Source organism: Kribbella sp. NBC_01505 (genome assembly GCF_045040285.1).
In the GTDB taxonomy this organism is placed as follows: Bacteria; Actinomycetota; Actinomycetes; order Propionibacteriales; family Kribbellaceae; genus Kribbella.
Window position 1 is genome coordinate 3,889,494 of record NZ_CP109425.1, and the last position, 18,845, is coordinate 3,908,338.

Here is an 18,845-nt window from a genome sequence, read left to right on the forward strand (position 1 = left end):
CGTCATACCCAGGTTGTAGATGTTGAGGTATTAGCATGCGCGCATGACCGAGACAGGCGATGTCGTCGAGACCGTCAAGCAGGGGTATGCGTTCGAAGGGGCGGCGATCGAGCTCGGCGCGCTGCTGGTCGACGGTGAACCGAAACCGGAGGCCGCGGTCCGGATTCCGTTGTCGATGGTGAACCGGCACGGGCTGGTGGCCGGTGCGACCGGTACCGGTAAGACGAAGACGCTGCAGCTGATGGCCGAGCAGCTGTCCGCGGCCGGGGTCGCGGTGTTCGCCGCCGACATCAAGGGCGACCTGTCCGGGATCTCGCAGCCGGGCGAGAGCAACGAGAAGCTGCTGGCCCGGACCAAGACGATCGGTCAGGAGTGGGCCGCGACCGGCTTCCCGACCGAGTTCTACGCGCTCGGCGGCCAGGGCACCGGGATCCCGATCCGGGCCACGGTCACGTCGTTCGGGCCGGTGCTGCTGTCGAAGGTGCTGGGGCTGAACGACGTCCAGGAGTCGTCGCTCGGGCTGATCTTCCACTACGCCGACAAGCAGGGCCTGACGCTGCTCGACCTGAAGGACCTGCGCTCGGTCATCACGCACCTGGCCAGCGACGAGGGCAAGGCCGACCTGAAGGACCTCGGCGGTCTGTCCGCGGCCACGGCGGGTGTGATCCTGCGGGCGCTGATCGGGTTCGCCGACCAGGGCGCCGAGGCGTTCTTCGGGGAGCCGGAGTTCGACACCGCGGACCTGCTGGCGCAGCGCGACGGCAAGGGCCTGATCTCGCTGCTCGAGCTGCCGAACCTGCAGGACCGGCCGGCGCTGTTCTCGACCTTCCTGATGTGGCTGCTGGCCGACCTGTTCCACGACCTGCCCGAGGTCGGCGACGCGGACAAGCCGAAGCTGGTCTTCTTCTTCGACGAGGCGCACCTGCTGTTCAACGACGCCTCGAAGGCGTTCCTGGACTCGATCGCGCAGACCGTCCGGCTGATCCGGTCGAAGGGTGTCGGCGTCTTCTTCGTCACCCAGACCCCGAAGGACGTGCCGGACGACGTGCTCGCCCAGCTCGGTTCGCGCGTCCAGCACCAGCTGCGCGCGCACACCCCGAACGACGCGAAGGCGCTGAAGGCGACCGTGTCGACCTTCCCGAACTCGGCGTACGACCTCGGTGAGGTGCTCACCCAGCTCGGGATCGGCGAGGCGATCGTGACCGTGATGAACGAGAAGGGCGCGCCGACCCCGGTCGCCTGGACCCGGCTGCGGGCGCCGCTGTCGCTGATGGCTCCGGCCGCGGCGGACCAGATGACCGCCTCGGTGCAGGCCTCGCCGAACAACGCCAAGTACTCACAGGTCCTCGACCGGGAGTCGGCGTACGAGATCCTCGCCAAGAAGGTGCAGGCAGGCGCCGAGCAGGCCCAGGCCGAGGAGCAGGCCAAGCAGCAGCAGCCGCAGGAGCAGTCCGCGCCGCGCGGCCGGGCGCCGAAGCCGGAGAAGTCGATGGTCGAGCAGGTGATCGGCTCGTCGGCGTTCAAGCAGTTCGCCCGGACCGCCGGCCGGGAGATCGTCCGCGGCCTGTTCGGCGCCGCTCGTCGCCGCAAGTAGTCGGTCCAGGGGTGAGCCCGGTCCGCTGAGCAGACCCGGCCGCCGATCCTGCGGTCTCTTCGGGGCTTCCCGGGAAGACTTATCGAGACCGTTCGGTCCGTGTAAAAACCTAGTCAGATAAAGGTTTTTACGTTTGATGATTGATCAAACGACTGAATCCGACGGCATTGATCATCGTTTCCACATTGTCATCCGGGCCGCTCCGTCGCGGATTGGGACGATGCGCCTACTCGTCGTACCGTGGGGGTAATGGTTGCGCAGAGTAGGCGATCGGTACGGAAATGGGCGCTCTGGACCCTGACGGTCCCGGCGTTCGTCTTCGTCGTGCTCGTCGACTTCGCGGCCCTCGGGTACGGCGTCCAGGCGTTCACCGAGCTGCCGAGCTGGCACGGGATCGACCTGGTGGCCGCGCTCACCGTCTCGGCCCTGATCGCGGTCGAAGGCGCCCGCCGGGTGGAGAACCGGCGCCGCCGCGGCGGCGCGCTGCACAAGGACCTCGCCCCGGCCTGGATGATCGCGGCCGCGATCATCCTGCATCCGGCGCTGGCGATCCTCGTCGTGGTGCTGCTCCGGATCTGGTGGCGGATCCGCGCCGGCAAGTGCATCCCCTACCGGTGGGCCTTCTCGACCTCGGTGCACGTGCTGGCCGTCGGTGCCGCGCACGCGGTCTTCAGCTCCGCGCGCGACCTGTTCGGCGGTAGCGAGCTGGCCCTGGTCGCCTCGATGGTGGTCACGGCGATCACATTCGTGGCGACCGACACCCTGCTCTGCGGCCTGGCCATCTCGCTGATCGTTCCGGGCAGCAGCCGCCAGGAGACGGTCGGCGGGATCGACGACCTCTGCATCGACGCGACGGCCGCCATGTTCGGCTGTCTGCTGGCCGGTGCGTGCCTGATCAGCCCGTGGTTCGCGTTCGTGGCGATCCCGATCACGCTGACCGCGCAGCGCGCGCTGCTGCTCGGCCAGCTGGAGTCCGAGGCGCAGACCGATCCGAAGACCAGCTTGACCCGGGTCGACTGGTGGCGCCGGCAGACCGAGGAGATGTTGCGCCGGGCGCGGACCCAGCGCGAGCCGATGGCCGTGCTGCTGATCGACATCGACCACTTCAAGCAGGTCAACGACCGGCACGGGCACCTGGTCGGCGACGAGGCGCTGCGGGCGGTCGCGACGATCCTGCGCAGTGCGATCCGGGCCAAGGACGTGATCGGCCGGTTCGGCGGCGAGGAGTTCGTGATCGCGCTGCCCGACACCGGGATCGACGAGGCCACAGTCACCGCAGACCGACTGCGCAACGCGGTCGCGGGTAGCCCGCTGGCCGCGATGTGCGCCGGTGTCCTCGACAGTCCGGACCTGGATCTCAACACGTTCCACCTGACCGTCTCGATCGGCGTCTCGGTCTACCCGGCCGACGGCATTACCGTCGACGACCTGCTGCAGTGCGCCGACCGCGCCATGTACGCCGCCAAGGCCGCCGGCCGCAACCGCGTCCGCCTGGCCGCGGACCTCTCGCCGATGACCGCGCCCAAGCCGGCCGCTCGCCCGGTCGCGAGCGGCGCCGCGGCTCCCACCGATCACTCCTAGCCCCGCACGTGGGGTCGCGGTCGCCGCGCGACCACTTGTCGGGGGTGTGAACAGGCAATGGTGGGCTGGAACAAGGCATTACCTGTTCAAGCCCCCCGTGGGGTCTGCGCACCCCCGATTGCGGCGCCTGAACCCGGCTCCGGGACTGGGGAGATCTGTCGACCTTGGGCACGCATCAACCACTTTTCCGGTGGCGAGATGGCTGGTGGGTGCTCAAGGCCGGAAATTCTCCCCAGATGGCAGAACCTTTTCGTCCGCCGTCGCGTCCTGAGTGTGATCACTGTGGACGGAGAGCGAATGAGTCGTGACGACGACTTCACGGCGTTTGTGCTGGCCAGGTCCGGACGGTTGGTGCACTTCGCCCGGATGCTCTGTGGCGATGCCGGCCTGGCCGAGGACCTGGTGCAGAACGCGCTGGAGAAGGCCTACCTGCGATGGGACCGGATCGAGTTGGCCGACCCCTTCGCGTATGTGCGGCAGGCCGTGGTCAACCAGCACCTCTCCTGGGTACGGCGTCGCCCGTGGCGCGAGCGGCCGGCCGGTGCCACGGCCGAACTGGACCTGCTGGTCCTCGACACCCCGGTGGCCGACCAGTCCGGGGCGGTCGATCGCCGGCTGACGGTCGGGGCCGCACTGGCCACGTTGAGCCGTCGGGAGCGGGCGATCGTCGTACTGCGGTATGTCGAGGATCTGACGGAGCGGGAGACAGCTGCGGTGCTGGGGATCGCGGTCGGTACGGTGAAGAGTGCGAATGCCCGGGCCCTCGACAAGCTGCGAGCTGCGCCGGAACTGAGTGGGGTGACGCGATGAACACCGAGGACGAGCTGCGGACTGCATTGGCTCCGGACGGCAGCATTGCGCCGCTGGACCCGATGCGAGTGATCGCCGGGGCCCGTCGGCGCCGCAAGGTTCATGGGCTGGCCGTTGGGGCCGCCTCGGTGGCCGTGGTTGCGGTGGCCGCGGCGGGATTCGCGCTCGGCCCGGGCTCCGGCAGTGTGCCGCAGCCCGCGGGGCCGGGGCCGGTGACAACGCCGAGCCGGACGCCGCACACACCGAGCGGGCTGCCGAGCACGCCATCGACGCAGACACCGCCCCCTGCAACGCCGACGCCGAGCGACACGCCCCGGACACCGCCGGGATCGCCGGAAAGTCCGCAGACGCCGCCGACCAACACTCCGAGCAAGGCGCCCGACGTACCGACGCCGAATCGGGTTCCTGGCTGAGCAGAACCTTTTCGCCGCCGGGTCGCGTCCTTCAGCCCGACCGAACGACGAATTGGTGGCGGAGGGCAACAAATGGATGAAGTAGTCCGGAAGCGACGCACGACCCGGATCGTGCTGGGCGGTGTCGCGGCTGCAGCGGTGGTGCTGGTGGCAGTGGCCGGTACGGCGATGGCGCGCAGCGGTGGCGACACCAAGCCGGTACCGGCGTCGGCGACCCCGAGCCAGGTGCCGAGCGATGCGCCGACACCGCCGCCGGTCGAGCCGCCGACCGCGACGCCGCGGCCGGCGGAGGTGCCGAGCGATGCGGCCACACCGCCTCCGATGCCGCCGACCGCTACGCCGTCGCCGCTGGAGCCGCCGACCAAGCGCCCGCAGCAGCCGACGCCGAGCAACGCGCCGCGGCCGGCCCCGACGGATACGCCGTCGCCGCTGGAGCCGCCGACCAAGCGCCCGCAGCAGCCGACGCCGAGCAACGCGCCGCGGCCGGCCCCGACGGATACGCCGTCGCCGCTGGAGCCGCCGACCAAGCGCCCGCAGCAGCCGACGCCGAGCAACGCGCCGCAGCCGCCCGCGACCAAGTCACCGGGCAAGTAACGAGAAGCGCCGTGCGATCCCGGACTGTGGACCGCACGGCGCTCCGTTCTCTCAGTGGATGTCAGCAGGCGCCGAAGGTGCCGGCCGAGACCCACGCCTTCGCGACGTACATGCCCGCGTGGACGCGGAGCCAGACGTTGCTGGTGCCCTGCGACCCGGAGACGCTCTGGCCGGTGGTCTGGCATTCGACCGTGACCTGGGCCGACTTGCCGGCCATGCCCACGACGGCACCGGCCGAGCTGGCGCTGTTGCGCAGGTTCAGGTAGCCGGACGTGATCGAGACCGTGCCGCGGCCGCCGTCGCCGGTCCACAGATAGGTGACGTCGACGAAGCCGTTGTTGGACATGCCGAGCGCGTCCCAGAAGGTGCCGTCGGCAAGGTCGATGCCGGCCGGGTTCGCGACCTTGCGGCCGGAGCCGTCCTTCCCGCCGTTGTAACCGTTCTCGTACGCCGCCTGCGCCTCGGGCTTGCCCTGCGGCAGGTCCTTGAAGGTCTCGCGGGTGGCGCTCGGGTTCCAGTAGTCGTCCTTGGTGTTCCACGGGCCGACGTCCCAGACCGGCTCGAAGGCGCAGCGCGACGCCGTACAGACCTTGACCGAGTAGTTGCCGGAGCCGTTGCTCGCCAGACCGCGGCGAGAGGGCAGTGCGACGAAGTGGTCCCGGCTGACGATCACGTGGCCGTTCGCCGTCGTACCGCCGACGAGGCCTTCGCGAGTGGCGAAGACGCGGGACTTGAGCGGCGCGGCCTGGACAGTCATTCCGCTGGGCGCCACCTTGTCGGTCGGCTGGACGGTCACGTCGCTGACCCACGGCTGCGCACCGGTCGGCGGTGCGCTGACGATGATCCGCAACTGCACCTGGTCACTCGCGCCAGGCAGTGCGGTCGGCTTGCCTGCCGTCGTCGGCGTCCACTCCGACCAACGGTCGTGGACCCAAGCCCGTACGTCGACATCGGCCGCGGAACCGTCCGGCGTACCGGTGCTGTAGTTGGCGACGACTGCCGAGGTCGGTGCGGCGAACCGGACCGGCGCGAGCTCGGCGAGGCCCGAGCGCTGCTTGATCCCGGCCGACCCGATCGCGGCGGGCGCGTCACCGAGGATGATCCGGCTGCCGTCGTACCGGACGTTGCTGGAGCTGCTGACGGGCTGTGGAGAGGCTGAGCTCGGCAGGCTGATCGTCAAGAGTGTGAGAGCTGTGACCAGACAGGCTGCGAGTTTCGTGGTTCGGGTGATACGCATGTCGCGGAACCTCCGGGGCGGTGAGGTGCTTCCAGGGATCCAATGTGACAAAGAAACCTCTCCTCTGTACAGCGTGTTAACAAATTTCTTCCAGAGAGTTGGTGACACAACAGAACCTAGTCGGTCACTCAAAGGGTTTGGACTGATGTGACAGAGGCTGAGGAGATTCGATGACCCGGACCGCGGACGCCGATTTCGAGCGCTTCGTGCAGACCCAGTCAACCCCGCTGCTCCGTTTCGCGGAGATGCTCTGCGGCGATCGGCACCACGCCGAGGACCTGGTGCAGCAGGCGTTGATGAGGTCGTATCCGAAATGGCACAAGCTGGACGGCGATGAACTTCGCTATGTCCGGCGGGTGCTGGTCAACCGGTTCCTCACCCAGGCCCGCCGGCGCTGGAACAACGAAGTACCCAGTGATCCGGTTGAGAACGATTGGGACCAGCGAGCGGTAGCGGACTTCGCCCAGCAGGTGCAGACCAGAGAGGCCGTGCTCTCGGCCTTGGCCGGTCTGACTGTTCGGGAGAGAGCCGTCGTCGCGCTGCGCTACTCGCAGGATCTCTCCGAGGCCGAGACAGCCGAGCTGCTGGGCATGGCTCCCGGGACCGTGAAGTCGACGGCCTCCCGGGCGCTGGCCAAGTTGCGTCTGGCACCCGACCTGATCGACAGCGTAAGTGGAGGAAACTGATGAGTGACGAGCAGCGGGTACGCAGCGCTCTCGAGTACGACGTGGACCCGTTCACGCCGAATGCCGGTGACCTGATGCGGCGCGGCAAGCGGCGTGCCTGGGTACGGCGCGGTCTGGCCGCGGCCGGTGTGACCGCGCTCGCCGGGACGGTGGCCACGGTGTCCGCCGCGGTCGGTGGACCGGCCCCGGTGAAGAACCTGTTCGCCGGTGCACCGAAGCCGCCGGTGGTCGCCGTACCGGCCGAGACCCCGAAGCCCCCGACGGTCGACCCGAGCTGCCTGCCGAGCGTTCCGGCCAAGCCGAAGCTGCCGGTGGCGACCATCTCGGTCAACAAGACGATCGACCCGAACCAGCAGCCGGCGAAGCCTTCCCTGCCGACTGCGAAGCCTTCGCTGCCGGCCAAGCCTTCCCTGCCGACGGCTCCGACCGCCAAGCCGTCCTTGCCGGGCAAGCCGTCGCTCCCGACTGCGAAGCCTTCGCTGCCGGGTAAGCCGTCGCTGCCGACCGCGAAGCCGAGCTTCCCGACGACGAAGCCGTCCGTACCTTCGCTCCCGACTGCGAAGCCGTCGTTGCCGGGCAAGCCTTCCCTGCCGACCGCCAAGCCTTCACTGCCGGGCAAGCCGTCGCTGCCGACCGCGAAGCCGTCGCTGCCGGGCAAGGTCCCGACCACGGTTCCGGACTGCGTGCACGGCGTACCGACTGTTCCTTCGGTTCCGGGTAAGCCCGGCAAGCCGTCGGTGCCCGCGCCGAAGCCGAACGCGCCGAAGCCGGCCGTTCCGACCGTCAAGGTCTCCGGCGGCGTCGAGGTCACCGTCGAGCCGGGCAAGCACCCGCAGGGCAAGCCTTCGATTCCCTCCTTCCCGACCACGAAGCCCAGCGTTCCGACGCCGAGCTTCCCGACCACCTTCCCGACCGGCCACCCCTCCTCAGGCCGGTAGGGCAACCGGTCACCGGCGAGCAGGCGGCGGGCGGAGCCTCCCGCTCGCCGGTGACCACCATTTCCGTCGGCCCGCGCAGGCCGACGCCACCGAGCTTCGTTGCTATGCCAGCTCGCGGAGGAGTTCGGCGGTCTGTTCGTCGGCTGGGTAGAACGACTCGATCATCAGCTCGGAGACCGTGACGTCGAGCGGGGTGCCGAAGGTCGCGATCATGGTCAGCAGGGAGAGACGGTGGCCCTGGTAGTCGAGATTGAACGGTAGGACGACTTCCGTCTGCCCGGGGTGCAGCGGCTGATCGGCGGTCGAGTAGCTGCGGAGTTCGTCGTACAGATCCTGGAGTTCGGGATCGGCGGTGCTGACCACCTGGCGTTGCAGGCTGGTGAGCGCGGCGGCGTGGACCTCGGCCAGGTTGGTGATCCGGCGCGCGAGACCGTCCGGGTGCAGGGTCAGCCGGAGCGCGTTGATAGGTGCCTTGAGCAACTGTTCGTCGACGTCCTCGGTGAAGATCTTGATGCCGGAGTTGAACTCGACGATGTTCCACCAGCGGTCGACCACCAAAGCCGGATAGGGCTGATGCGCTTCGAGCAGTCGGCGCAGGGTGGACCGGATCGCGAGCATGGCGGGCGAATGCAGCGAGGACTCGGTGTAGATCGGCGCGTAGCCGCCGGCCAGCAGGAGCTGGTTGCGATCCCGCAGCGGTACGTCGAGGTGCTCGGCCAGCCGCAGGACCATCTCCCGGCTCGGCTGGGACCGGCCGGTCTCGACGAAGCTCACGTGCCGCGTGGACACCTCGACCCGGTTCGCGAGGTCGAGCTGACTCAGCCGCCGCTGCTCGCGCCAGCCACGCAGCAGCTCGCCGACCGGTCGCTGGAAGGTCTCTGTCATGCCTCAGACGGTAGCCGCCGACGTAGACATCGCCATTACCTCCGACGTCATCGACCAGACGCCGTACCGGCGGCAAGCTTCTGGTCATCCGCACCGACCAGGAGGAAACGATGACCGCACAGACTCTCGCCGACCAGTACTTCGCGACCTGGAACGAGCCCGACGCCGACCGCCGGGCCGAACTGATCGCGGCGACCTGGTCCGAGACCTCGACCTTCGTCGACCCGAGCTTCGAGACCCACGGACGCGACGAACTCAACAAGCTGATGGGCGCCGCCCAGCAGATGTTCCCCGGCCTGTCCTTCGTCCGCATCGGCGACATCGACGACCACCACATCTACCACCGCTGGACCTGGCACCTCAAAGCCGAAGGCCAGGAGCCCGTCGCCGGCGGCACCGACATCGTCCACCTCGACCCCGACGGCCGCATCACCCACATGATCGGCTTCCACGACTTCGCCCCGGAGCACTAGCCGGCGGATGTGAGGTCCACAGGCCGAAGGAGACTCCGACCGGGTCGAGGGCGGTGCCGAACCATCGGTCGTCCCCGCCCAGCGCGGTCCGCGCTCGCTCCACCTGACCACCGCGACGCTCGACCTCTTGGAGAGCCTCCTCGAGATCGGCCACCTCGACGTACAGGCGGGTGCCGACCTGTGGACGTGCGTCGCTCGTGGAGCGTTGGAGTCCGCCGATGCCCGTGCCGTCGACCTTGATGATCCAGTAGTCGGCGTCGAGCTCGCTCTCCGCGAACGCCGGCTCGAAAGTCCAACCCCACAACGCGCCGTGGAACTGCTGGAAGACCTCGGGTGCTGAGGTCTCGATCTCCCACCACACGATCTGCGACATACCGTGAGCATGCCACTTCCCCGCCCGGCGGTGGACCGAGGGCATCGTAGGTTGCTGGGTATGTGGAGACAGCTGAGTGGGGTGCTTGGTGCAGGGGTGCTGCTCGCCGGGCTGGTGCCGGCCGGTACGGCGGCCGCGGCCGGGCTCGCCTGGAAGGAATGCAAGCCGGGGGCGATCGAACAGTGCGCGACGCTGAAGGTGCCGCTGAACTGGGCCAAGCCGTCGGGGCCGACCACCACCGTGTTCGTGGTGCGGGTGCCGGCCAGGGACCAGGCGCACAGGCGGGGGGCGCTGGTCTTCAACCCGGGTGGCCCGGGTGGAGCCGGTGGGTCGATCTTCGAGGCCGGCCTGGCTGATTCGTTCCTTGGTCAGCTCCGGGACACCTACGACCTGGTCAGCTTCGACCCACGCGGTACCGGGGCGAGCAGCCAGCTGAACTGCGGTCCGGTACTGCGGCCCGGCGTACCGGTCTTCCCGAAGAGCAAGGCGCAGTACGACGCGATGGTCGCGTCGAGCCGGAAGACCGGGGAGCAGTGCCTGAAGCAGCACGGCGACCTGATGCGGAACCTGGACACCCGGACCGTGGCGCGCGACATCGACGCGATCCGGGGTGCGCTGGGGGAGCGCAAACTGAGCTTCTTCGGCCTGTCGTACGGGTCGTTCCTCGGCACGATCTATGCGCAGATGTTCCCGCAGCGCGTCGACCGGATGGTGATCGACGGGATCATCGACCACTCGCAGGGTTCGACGCGCTTCATGCTCGAGGAAGCCAGGTCGATGGAGAGCGAGTTCAACGCGTTCATCGACTGGTGTGCTTCGGACGCCGCCTGTGCGTTGCATGGTCAGGACGTCGGCGCGCTCTGGGATCAGACGGTCGCCAAAGCGGACAAGACCCCGCTGACCGGTCCGAACGGCCCGATTACCGGCGACGTCATGCGGATGGCGCTGCCCGCGCTACTGCCGAAGATCGAGCTTTTCGGCAGTGACTGGACCGCCCTCGCCGGCGCGATCGACGCCGCTACCAAGGGCGACGGCTCGGGTTTCGCCGCCAGCTACATCGGCAACCTCGAGAGCGCCTACGCGGCCGTCTCCTGCATGGACCTGCCCGGCGAACTCAAGGGGTACGCCGACGCCCGCGCCCGAATGGCCCTCGCCAAGGCCGTCGCCCCGCGCGTCGGTGCTGCCGTCGAGGGCTGGGTGATGGCGGCGGCCTGCTCCGGCTGGCCGATCCCGCCGAGCAACCCGTGGCAGCGCACGCCCGTGCACGGCGTACCGCCGATCCTGATCGCGGCGTCGTCCAATGACCCGTCGACCCCGGTCTCGGCGGCCCGAGGGCTGGCTCGTCAGATCGACAACAGCCACCTGTTCATCGCGCAGGCCCACGGGCACACGGCGTACCTCAACTCCGACTGCGCCCGCACCGCCATCACGGCCTACTTCCTGAACGGCACCCTGCCCGCGAAGAACGCCTGCCGCTAGAGCAGTGCTTTGAGTAGCCGTTCGCAACGCACGGGGTCCTCGGTCAGGCCGTTGCCGAGGCCCCACAGCCAGTAGTCGACCGTACGGAACACCGTCCAGGCGCGGGCCCGGTCCCGGACCAGGTCCGCTTCCTGGACGACGATCTCGAAGTACGGCGGGATCTCCGCCATCTCGTCGAGCTGCATCCACAGCACCCGGCCGAGGTCGTACTCGATGTCACCGCGGTACAGCACGGGATCGACCGTCACCCACGGCTCGCGGGTGCCGGCCAGCACCTGGTGGACGTGCAGATCGCCGTTGACCGAGAGATCCGTCGCCGGGTCGGTGAGCTGTGGCGCGATCTCGAGCGCCACCCGCAGGAACGCGGCATCGAACGGGCGTCCGAGCTCCTCCCACTGCCTCTCCAGTTCGACCGACCGCTGCCGCACGATCTCTCCGGTGGAACGAGCCTCCGGCTTCGGCGGTACGGCGAGTCGTCGCATCACCTGGCCGAGGACCGCCATCGCCTCCCCGAGCGGGCGGGTGGCGAGTGGGGTGGAGAGCCGTTCGAGCAGCATCGCCCCGGTCGTCACGTCGGCGTCGTACAGGTAGACCATGCCGCGGCCGTCCCACCAGCGGAGTGCGTCGGCCAACACGTCGACCTCAGGACCAGGCGGGGTCATCCGGAGGACGAACTCGTCGGTGCCGCGGGTCACGGGGATCACCAGCGCGTTCGAACCCCAGGCAAGGGGGCCGTTGACCTGCAGGCTCCAGGTCGCGCACTGGGTGGCCACCAATCCTGGAAGCGCGTCCAGCCAGGTGCTGCCGTCGTGCCACCAGCGGGGCATCTGCCGAAACTCGTCCGGGACCTCGATCATCCGTGGAGCCTAGGTTCAGCGCGTCGCTTCCGGGAAGCGAGTTTCTCGGGGGCCTGACCCGAACACGGCGGGCGCACCTGGGATGCGCCCGCCGGGGCCGGTCGTTCTCCCGCCCCTCAGTGGGAGAACTCGCGGCTCGGTGAGTCTCACCCATGCCCGAATGACACTGACTGAACCGCGGGACGACCTAGTGGTACCCCATTCCGGCGCCGAGCACACCTCGACGCACGCGGGACGATCCGAAAACTTGACGTTCATCGAACATGCCGGGGGTTCGGGCAAATAGTTGCCCAGGGCAATCGACAAGGCCCCACCGGTAGCAGCCGGTGGGGCCTTGGTGGTCCACTACCGCCCGAGCATTCCCGGTGCAGCTGTGGAGGTGGAGAGCGGAACCGACGCCGATGCAGGGGTCAAGACGTCAGCTCCGCTTGTCTGTTGAGTTGTTACGCTCCCGGGTTCGCCGCCCAGACGTGTGCCTGGTGGAACTCGAGGTGCTGCCGTAGAGCAGCCGGGGTGCCGACCGATCCGAGGTGGTGCATCGCGGGCACGACGACCGCCCTGACATCGGACCGCTTCACCTCCTCGAGCAGTGCGTGGAACGCCGCGGATTCGGCCGTGTCGCGCTCGGTGTAGACCGTGCCGAGGGTGAATCCCTCGGCGCTGGCGAAGGCGGCGAGGGAATCCGTCGCCGCGGCCAGCTCCTCCGCGCAACTCAGCGCGTCGGCCCGCACATATCCGAGCAGCGTCGGCCGGGTCGTCATTGACCCGGCCCTGCCACAACGACCGCCGGCACCGGCTCGCTCGTCACCCGGAGGGACGCGAAACGCCGCTGCATGGCTTCCTCGTACTGCGCTGCCTGCTCCGCTGTGGCGGTGTGGTCCGCGATCGGGTGAGCGCCGAACCAAACCCGCACCCGACGGTGCGTGGCGGGGGTTTCCAGCGTCTCGGTCATCAGCGGGGTCCTTCGGCAGTCTCGGTCGGCTCCCCGGACGGCTTTGTCCGGTGCTGAGAAAAGAACACCTCATCACTGCTCCCGCAGGAACACTTTCGTAGGGACCTTTACAGAGCCTTGACGCAGAGTAGGGAAACCCTACGAATCCCCTGGTCAGAGCGGTCTCGCGGACCGCTTATCCGCCGTCGGGAATGACCTGTCAAGAATGTTGGCAGGGATTTACCAATAACGATTTGGCAGCCTGCGGCACGTTTCGAGTCAGGTGGAAATGTCGCACTTCCTGCTAACCCTTCGCGGCCATTCGGTCACGCACCGGCATCCGTAATCCACCGGCCGCGACGCCGGCTCCGACGACGGTCGCGACCAGCGGCACCAGGAGACCGTTGCGGAAGGCATCGGTCGTCAACTCGTCCGCGGTCGCCAGTACGGCGGCCATCGCTACCTCCCGAGCTCGGTACGACGCGGCTGCGACGGCTGCTCCGTCGGCTTCGGTGGCTTCGGTGGTGCAGGCCGGGTGAATGCCGCCGGATGACCTGGCACGGCGAGGAGCGTCAGCACACCGGCGATCGCGGCGAACCCCGCGATGGTGTTCAGGGCCGTCGGCAGGCCGATGAGCAGTGTGACGGCCGGCGCGACGAGCGCGCCGATGATCAGGGCGAGTGAATCGGCGGCGAAGAACAGCGCGCCGATGCGGGCGAGCATGGCTGCCGGCGCGGTCCGTTGGATGCAGGTCTCGGCGGTGATCAGCAGGATGCTCCCGGGGAAGCCGATCAGGACGGCGGCGCCGATCGCGCAGGCGACGTTCGGGGAGTTGACGAGGAGGAAGAACGCGGCGGCGGTGGCTAGCTGGGTTGTCACCAGGAGCTCGCGAATGCCCAGCCAGGACTGAGCTTTCGAGCTCAGGGTGGCGCCGAGGAGGTAGCCGGCGCCGAGCCCCGAGATGAGGTAGCCGATGGTGGCGCCTGGTGCGTGCAGGCGTTCCACGGTGAAGGGCACCAGGAGTGCGGTCAGGCCGGCATTGGCGGTCAGGAAGAGCGTCTGGCCGAGCAGAATTCCGCGCAGGGCCCGGTGGCGTACGACGTACTGGACGCCGGGGCGCACTCCCACTGCTGTCGGCTCCGCGCGGCGGCGTGGCCGGATCGTCGCGATGATTGCTGCCGACAACAGGTAGCTGACGATGTCGATCAGCAGGACGGTGGTCATGCCTGGGCCGGTCAGGAGGAGTGCGCCGAGTGGTGGTGCGGCCAGGCGGATGATGCTGGCGGTCGTGGCGGTGAGTGCGTTGGCCTTGGCCAGCTCCGGGCCGGTGCCCACCACGGCTGGGATCAGCGCGCGGGATGCGGGCCGGAACACCGTGGCGGCCGCGCTCTCGACCAGGATGGCCAGGTAGATCAGCCAGATCCGATCCGCGTTGGCGAACAGGATCACCGCCACGGCGGCCGCGCTGACCAGATCGGCGATCCAGAGCGCCCGGGACAGGTCCCACCGGTCCAGCAGGGCGCCGGCCCAGGGCCCGAGCAGGAGTGGAGGCAGGGCCTCCAAGGCCAACGTCAGCCCGGTGGCCGCCGCCGAACCGGTCAGCGTGAACACCTGCACCGGCAGGGCGATCACCAGCAGCCAGGAGCCGATGCCGGACACCCCGCTGCTGATCCACAATCGCCGAAAGTCGCCGTTCATGCCGCGGAACGTATCCTGACAGAACACAAATTGGCAAATGTGTTGCGTGAGGATAGAGTTCGGGCATGGAACTCGGGGAAGTACTGCGCGCCCGCCGGGCCGCGGCAGGCCGCACGATCGCGTCGGTGGCGGTCGACGCCGGCCTGTCCGTGCCCTACATCGCGAACCTGGAGAATGGTCGCGGCAACCCGACGATGGCGGCGTTGGAGCGCCTGGCCGGCGCGCTCGGCGCCCAGCTCGAGGTCCGGATCGCCGACGAGGAGCCGCCACCACCGAGCTCGGCCGGCGCCGATCTGCTGGTCAGTTCCGAGCGGGCCGGACGCGTCGTCATCGAGTTCGCGGCCGGAGCACGACGGACCAGACCGTCCGTCCGGGCAGATCTGGTGCGCGTGCTCGATGCGCTCGGTGACCTGCTCGGGCAACCGCCCACGACGTCCGATCTCGACCGGCTGCTCGACCTCGTCCTGCTGGCCGAAATGCGGTCGAGTGCGTCCGCGCGGACGGACTAGGGTCGTTGTCATGGAGATCGGGGTGCGCATCGCGCGGGCACAGCTGTCCGGACTGGCGAGATCGCGGCGGCAGGTGATCGTCGGGCCGTTGGTCGCGATGCTGCACGACGAAGAAGCTTGGTATCTGTCGACCATGCTGGCCGCCGAGCCCGGGACTCCGTTCGAGCCGGAAGAGATCCCGGAGTCGCTGGCGATCGTCCGGAAGGCCTTCGCGGCCGAGGGGCGCTGGCTGAGTGCGGAGATCGTCGAGGAGGCGAGCCCGGGGCTGGCCGATCTGCTGGTCGCGAACGGGATGACCATCGCCGCGCGGCGGCCGTTGCTGCTGGTCGAGCCCGAGGACCTGCTGGTGACCAAGCTGCCGACCGGAGTGACTGTGGAGCTGATCGGTTCGGACGCCGAGCGGGCCGAGGCCAACGCGGTGGCTGCGGACGCCTATGAGACCGAGGACGTCGAGTTCAAGTACCAGCCGGTGCTCGCGGACGGTGGCGCAGTGCTCGTCCGGGTCGATGGTGTCGCAGTGGCGACAGCTGCCTGGACGGCGGTCGCGGACGGGGTCACCGAGGTGGCCGGAGTCGGCACGATCCACAGTTATCGCCGCCAGGGTCTCGCGGGGATCGCGACCGCGTATGCGACTCAGTTCGCCTTCGAGCAGGCAGGTGCCTCGCTTGCCTGGCTGACGCCGGGCGACGACGGCGCGGACCGCGTCTACCGCCGGGTCGGCTACGCGCCGCAGGCGACGGCCGTCCACCTCGGCGATCCAGGCGGCCATCTAGACGCTCTGCGCTAGATGCAACCCCGTTCTCCCGCCCTCTCGTATTGAGGGGGACAGTGGAGAGTGGAGGGGCTGATGGTGGACCGGGATCAGGGCTACGTCGAGTTCGTCGCGGCAGCGAGTGCATCGCTGCGGCGGACGGCGTTCCTGGTGTGTGGCGATTGGCATCGCGCCGACGACGTCGTACAGGACGCTTTGTGCAAGCTGTACCGCTCGTGGGCCAGGCTTGATCGCAGCGCAAACCCGCTCGCCTACGCCCGCCGCACGGTCGTCAACGCGGCCCTGGACAGCGGCCGGCGCCCCTGGCGCCGGGAAGTGCCGACCGCTGACCTGCCCGCCGAACGGGTTCCGTTGTACGACGACCCGGCCGTCGGGCACGCCGATCGTGACGAGGTCCTCGCTGCCCTCGCGACGCTTGCGCCCCGCCAGCGGGCCTGCGTGGTGCTGCGGTACTACGAGGACCTGTCCGTCGAGCAGACCGCCCAGATCCTGGGTTGCTCGGAGGGCACGGTGAAGAGCCAGTCGGCGCGTGGTCTCGACACTCTCCGGACCGCCATCGAACAGACCCGCCGAGTCGGCAGGCCTGCGTGAAGGAGAACCCCGTGAATGACGAACGCGTTGTCGGCGCCGAACTCGAAAGACTCGCCGCCACCGACCCGCTGGACCCGATCGACCCGCATGCCATGCTCACGCGCGGCCGCCGCAGTCGCCGGAACCGCCGCCTGCTGGGCGCCGGCGGAGGCATGCTCGGCGTAGCGGCGATCGTCGCCGGTGCGTCGATGCTGCCCGGGTTGGTCGTGGCCGACCCGGATCCTGCAGTCGCTTCGACCAAGCCGTCTGTTCTGACCGACGAGCCTGATTTTTCCGCGGTGCCCGGCGTACCGCGTGGTGAGGCAGGCGTGGGCGGTCTGGTCTCGGCGGCCGAGGCGAATCGTCGCTGCAGCGTGCGGAACCCGGACATCGACCGGCCGCTGCGCTCCGCGCCGAGCCGGCCTGCGGGTGGGACCGCTGACTACCAGTTGAAGCCGGGCGATCGAGCCGCGGACTGTACCGTTCCCGGCGGCGACAAGCCGTCGGCCAAGCTGGTCGAGGCCGTCCAGAAGGACCCGGTGCCGGCCACGCTGAAGGACCAGCTCCGTAACTGCTCGGTCTACTTCTGGACCGACATGACCAAGTGGCGGGTCGTGGCCTCCGACTTCCAGCCGGGATACGGCGCGGCCCTGGTCGCGATCTCACCGACCGGCAAGAGCGTCGCCAGTTGCACGCTGCTGGCAGCGACGCCGAACGACGGCGCCAGACTCGACCCGAACTCGCGCATCATGCGGACCGCGGCGGTTGTGCATGACTCGTTCGAGGCGAACTTCAAGGTGATCCCGGGGGAGTCGCTGTGTAGCGGCGGCAAGTGCGAGGGCTGGTTCTACCACGCCGACGGACGCGTGTCGGCGGACATCGCCCGGATCGTGATCGAGCCCCCGCGGGGTGGCAGGCACGAGATCAAGCTGACCGACGGCTGGTTCGCGGTGGCCTGGCGCAGCGATGACCCGAAGGGGGAGATGTACGCGAAGGCGACCGCGTACGACAAGAACGGAAAGGTGCTACAGGTCGTCGGTGGTTAGTGGCACGATCGCGGGCATGACACGTCCGGGTGGAGTGATCGAGCAGCGGAGCATCGACGTCGTACCGGCGGCTGAGCGGCACGGGACACCGATCAGCCAGTTCACGTTGTGGTTCGGCGCGAACACGCAGGTCACGGCGGTGGTCGACGGCGCGTTGGCGGTGGTGTTCGGGGCCGACGCGCTGTGGGCGATCGTCGGCCTGCTGCTCGGCAACATCCTCGGCGGCATCGTGATGGCGCTGCACTCCGCGCAGGGTCCCCGGCTCGGCCTGCCGCAGATGATCTCGAGCCGTGCCCAGTTCGGTGTGTACGGCGCCGTCGTACCGCTCGTCCTGGTCGTGATCATGTACCTCGGCTTCGCCGCGACCGGGACGGTGCTCGCGGGGCAAGCGGTGAACAAGATCCTGCACGTCGGCCCGGCCGCGATCGGCATCATCGCCTTCGGCGCGCTGACCGCGGTGTTCGCGACACTCGGCTACCGCTGGATCCACCTGCTCGGTCGGATCGCGACGGTGTGTGGCGTGCTTGGCTTTACCTACCTGGGGATTCGGCTGCTGGTGACGTCAGATGTCGGTGCCCTCTTCGGCGCGAAGCCGTTCACCTGGGTGTCGTTCCTGCTGGCGATCTCCCTCGGCGCCGGCTGGCAACTGACCTTCGGCCCGTACGTCGCGGACTACTCGCGCTACCTGCCCGCCGACACCCCGGAGCGGCACACGTTCCTCGCGACCTTCCTGGGCAGCGTGATCGGCTCGCAGTGGTCGATGACGCTCGGCGCACTAGTCGCGGCGGGCGGCGCCGGATTCCTGGCCAACCAGGTCGGCTACCTCGGCGGGTTGGCCGGGCCGATCGCGATCCTGATCTACCTGGTGATCGTGATCGGCAAGCTCGCCGTGAACTGCCTGAACGCGTACGGCGGTTCGATGACGATGCTCACCACAGTCTCCGCGTTCAGCCGTGCAACGCGCATCGGGCCGGCCGCGCGATCGGCGTACACGATCGGTTTTCTGCTCGTGTCGGTGCTGATCGCTCTGTTCGCCTCCCACGACTTCCTGGACAACTTCAAGAACTTCGTCCTCGTCCTGCTGATGGTCTTCACCCCCTGGAGCGCCATCAACCTCACCGACTACTACCTGATCTCCCGCGAACGAGTAGACATCCCAGCCCTGTACGACGCCACCGGCCGCTACGGCGCCTGGAACGTCGTAGCCCTCGTCTCCTACGGCCTGGGGATCGTCGTCCAGATCCCCTTCCTGGCCCAAAAGCTCTACACCGGCCCCATCACCGATGCGTTGGGCGGCGCCGACATCTCCTGGATCATCGGCCTCGTGGTCACCGCCGCGATCTACTACCCCTGGGCCCGTCGCACCTCGAACCCACCGACCCAAACCATCCCCGCCTAG

At 68.8% G+C, this 18,845-nt stretch carries 22 protein-coding genes; 14 read left to right on the forward strand and 8 right to left on the reverse strand.

The window, feature by feature from the left end; all coding sequences use genetic code 11:
- The first annotated feature begins 43 nt into the window (after nt 1-43).
- The 5 genes from OG474_RS18430 to OG474_RS18450 all read left to right on the forward strand — a co-directional run bounded on the left by OG474_RS18430 (nt 44) and on the right by OG474_RS18450 (nt 4,992).
- Nucleotides 44-1,594: a helicase HerA-like domain-containing protein gene (locus tag OG474_RS18430; RefSeq protein ID WP_405063553.1), complete on the forward strand. Its 1,551-nt coding sequence runs from the start codon at nt 44-46 to the stop codon at nt 1,592-1,594.
- Nucleotides 1,595-1,843: 249 nt separating this feature from the next.
- Nucleotides 1,844-3,175 carry a diguanylate cyclase gene (locus tag OG474_RS18435; RefSeq protein WP_405063554.1) on the forward strand — a complete coding sequence of 444 codons (1,332 nt, stop codon included), beginning with the start codon at nt 1,844-1,846 and terminating at the stop codon, nt 3,173-3,175.
- 297 nt (nt 3,176-3,472) lie between these two features.
- Nucleotides 3,473-3,985, forward strand: coding sequence for a SigE family RNA polymerase sigma factor (locus OG474_RS18440; protein ID WP_405063555.1), 513 nt, complete (start codon nt 3,473-3,475; stop codon nt 3,983-3,985).
- Nucleotides 3,982-4,398, forward strand: coding sequence for a hypothetical protein (locus tag OG474_RS18445; RefSeq protein ID WP_405063556.1), 417 nt, complete (start codon nt 3,982-3,984; stop codon nt 4,396-4,398). The genes OG474_RS18440 and OG474_RS18445 overlap by 4 nt, the downstream gene beginning before the upstream one ends.
- Nucleotides 4,399-4,470: 72 nt before the next feature.
- Nucleotides 4,471-4,992, forward strand: a complete 522-nt coding sequence (locus OG474_RS18450) for a hypothetical protein (protein ID WP_405063558.1) — start codon at nt 4,471-4,473, stop codon at nt 4,990-4,992.
- 61 nt (nt 4,993-5,053) lie between these two features.
- On the opposite strand, the gene OG474_RS18455 is transcribed toward OG474_RS18450, so the two are convergent.
- Nucleotides 5,054-6,229, reverse strand: coding sequence for a hypothetical protein (locus OG474_RS18455; RefSeq protein WP_405063559.1), 1,176 nt, complete (start codon nt 6,227-6,229; stop codon nt 5,054-5,056).
- A 170-nt stretch (nt 6,230-6,399) separates the two neighbouring features.
- Between OG474_RS18455 and OG474_RS18460 the strand changes: the two genes are divergently transcribed.
- Complete coding sequence (locus OG474_RS18460; RefSeq protein ID WP_405063560.1) at nt 6,400-6,915, forward strand: SigE family RNA polymerase sigma factor; 516 nt, start codon at nt 6,400-6,402, stop codon at nt 6,913-6,915.
- Entirely contained in the window at nt 6,915-7,853 is a 939-nt protein-coding gene (locus OG474_RS18465; RefSeq protein ID WP_405063561.1) for a hypothetical protein, read from the forward strand. Before OG474_RS18460 ends, OG474_RS18465 begins: the two co-directional genes overlap by 1 nt.
- 102 nt (nt 7,854-7,955) lie before the next feature.
- Here the strand turns inward: OG474_RS18465 and OG474_RS18470 are convergent, their stop codons facing one another.
- Nucleotides 7,956-8,738, reverse strand: a complete 783-nt coding sequence (locus tag OG474_RS18470; RefSeq protein ID WP_405063562.1) for a helix-turn-helix domain-containing protein — start codon at nt 8,736-8,738, stop codon at nt 7,956-7,958.
- Nucleotides 8,739-8,848: 110 nt separating this feature from the next.
- On the opposite strand from OG474_RS18470, the gene OG474_RS18475 reads away from it, so the two are divergent.
- Nucleotides 8,849-9,211 (forward strand): nuclear transport factor 2 family protein, encoded by a 363-nt coding sequence (locus OG474_RS18475; RefSeq protein ID WP_405063563.1) that lies wholly within the window; start codon nt 8,849-8,851, stop codon nt 9,209-9,211.
- Here the strand turns inward: OG474_RS18475 and OG474_RS18480 are convergent.
- A complete protein-coding gene (locus tag OG474_RS18480; RefSeq protein WP_405063564.1) occupies nt 9,168-9,584 on the reverse strand; it encodes a VOC family protein in 417 nt (138 codons plus the stop codon). The two genes, OG474_RS18475 and OG474_RS18480, sit on opposite strands and share 44 nt — an antisense overlap.
- Nucleotides 9,585-9,644: 60 nt before the next feature.
- Here OG474_RS18480 and OG474_RS18485 point away from each other — a divergent pair, with 60 nt between their 5' ends.
- A complete protein-coding gene (locus OG474_RS18485; RefSeq protein ID WP_405063565.1) occupies nt 9,645-11,063 on the forward strand; it encodes an alpha/beta hydrolase in 1,419 nt (472 codons plus the stop codon).
- Here OG474_RS18485 and OG474_RS18490 read toward each other — a convergent pair.
- The 5 genes from OG474_RS18490 to OG474_RS18510 all read right to left on the reverse strand — a co-directional run bounded on the left by OG474_RS18490 (nt 11,060) and on the right by OG474_RS18510 (nt 14,549).
- Nucleotides 11,060-11,920, reverse strand: a complete 861-nt coding sequence (locus OG474_RS18490; RefSeq protein ID WP_405063566.1) for an aminoglycoside phosphotransferase family protein — start codon at nt 11,918-11,920, stop codon at nt 11,060-11,062. The genes OG474_RS18485 and OG474_RS18490 overlap by 4 nt on opposite strands.
- Before the next feature lie 443 nt (nt 11,921-12,363).
- Nucleotides 12,364-12,681 carry a hypothetical protein gene (locus tag OG474_RS18495; RefSeq protein WP_405063567.1) on the reverse strand — a complete coding sequence of 106 codons (318 nt, stop codon included), beginning with the start codon at nt 12,679-12,681 and terminating at the stop codon, nt 12,364-12,366.
- Nucleotides 12,678-12,872 (reverse strand): hypothetical protein, encoded by a 195-nt coding sequence (locus OG474_RS18500; RefSeq protein WP_405063568.1) that lies wholly within the window; start codon nt 12,870-12,872, stop codon nt 12,678-12,680. The genes OG474_RS18495 and OG474_RS18500 overlap by 4 nt, the downstream gene beginning before the upstream one ends.
- 283 nt (nt 12,873-13,155) lie before the next feature.
- A complete protein-coding gene (locus tag OG474_RS18505) occupies nt 13,156-13,308 on the reverse strand; it encodes a hypothetical protein (RefSeq protein WP_405063569.1) in 153 nt (50 codons plus the stop codon).
- Nucleotides 13,309-13,310: 2 nt separating this feature from the next.
- Nucleotides 13,311-14,549, reverse strand: a complete 1,239-nt coding sequence (locus tag OG474_RS18510) for an MFS transporter (protein WP_405063570.1) — start codon at nt 14,547-14,549, stop codon at nt 13,311-13,313.
- Between the two features lie 65 nt (nt 14,550-14,614).
- Between OG474_RS18510 and OG474_RS18515 the strand changes: the two genes are divergently transcribed.
- Genes OG474_RS18515 through OG474_RS18535 form a run of 5 tightly spaced genes read left to right on the forward strand, consistent with a single transcriptional unit; the run spans nt 14,615 to nt 18,845 of the window.
- Entirely contained in the window at nt 14,615-15,058 is a 444-nt protein-coding gene (locus tag OG474_RS18515; RefSeq protein WP_405063571.1) for a helix-turn-helix domain-containing protein, read from the forward strand.
- 10 nt (nt 15,059-15,068) lie between these two features.
- Nucleotides 15,069-15,845, forward strand: coding sequence for a GNAT family N-acetyltransferase (locus OG474_RS18520; RefSeq protein WP_405063572.1), 777 nt, complete (start codon nt 15,069-15,071; stop codon nt 15,843-15,845).
- Between the two features lie 60 nt (nt 15,846-15,905).
- A complete protein-coding gene (locus tag OG474_RS18525) occupies nt 15,906-16,421 on the forward strand; it encodes a SigE family RNA polymerase sigma factor (RefSeq protein ID WP_405063573.1) in 516 nt (171 codons plus the stop codon).
- Nucleotides 16,422-16,432: 11 nt separating this feature from the next.
- On the forward strand, nt 16,433-17,446 hold the full coding sequence (locus tag OG474_RS18530; protein ID WP_405063574.1) for a hypothetical protein: 1,014 nt from the start codon (nt 16,433-16,435) through the stop codon (nt 17,444-17,446).
- A gap of 16 nt (nt 17,447-17,462) precedes the next feature.
- Nucleotides 17,463-18,845 carry a purine-cytosine permease family protein gene (locus tag OG474_RS18535; protein ID WP_405063576.1) on the forward strand — a complete coding sequence of 461 codons (1,383 nt, stop codon included), beginning with the start codon at nt 17,463-17,465 and terminating at the stop codon, nt 18,843-18,845.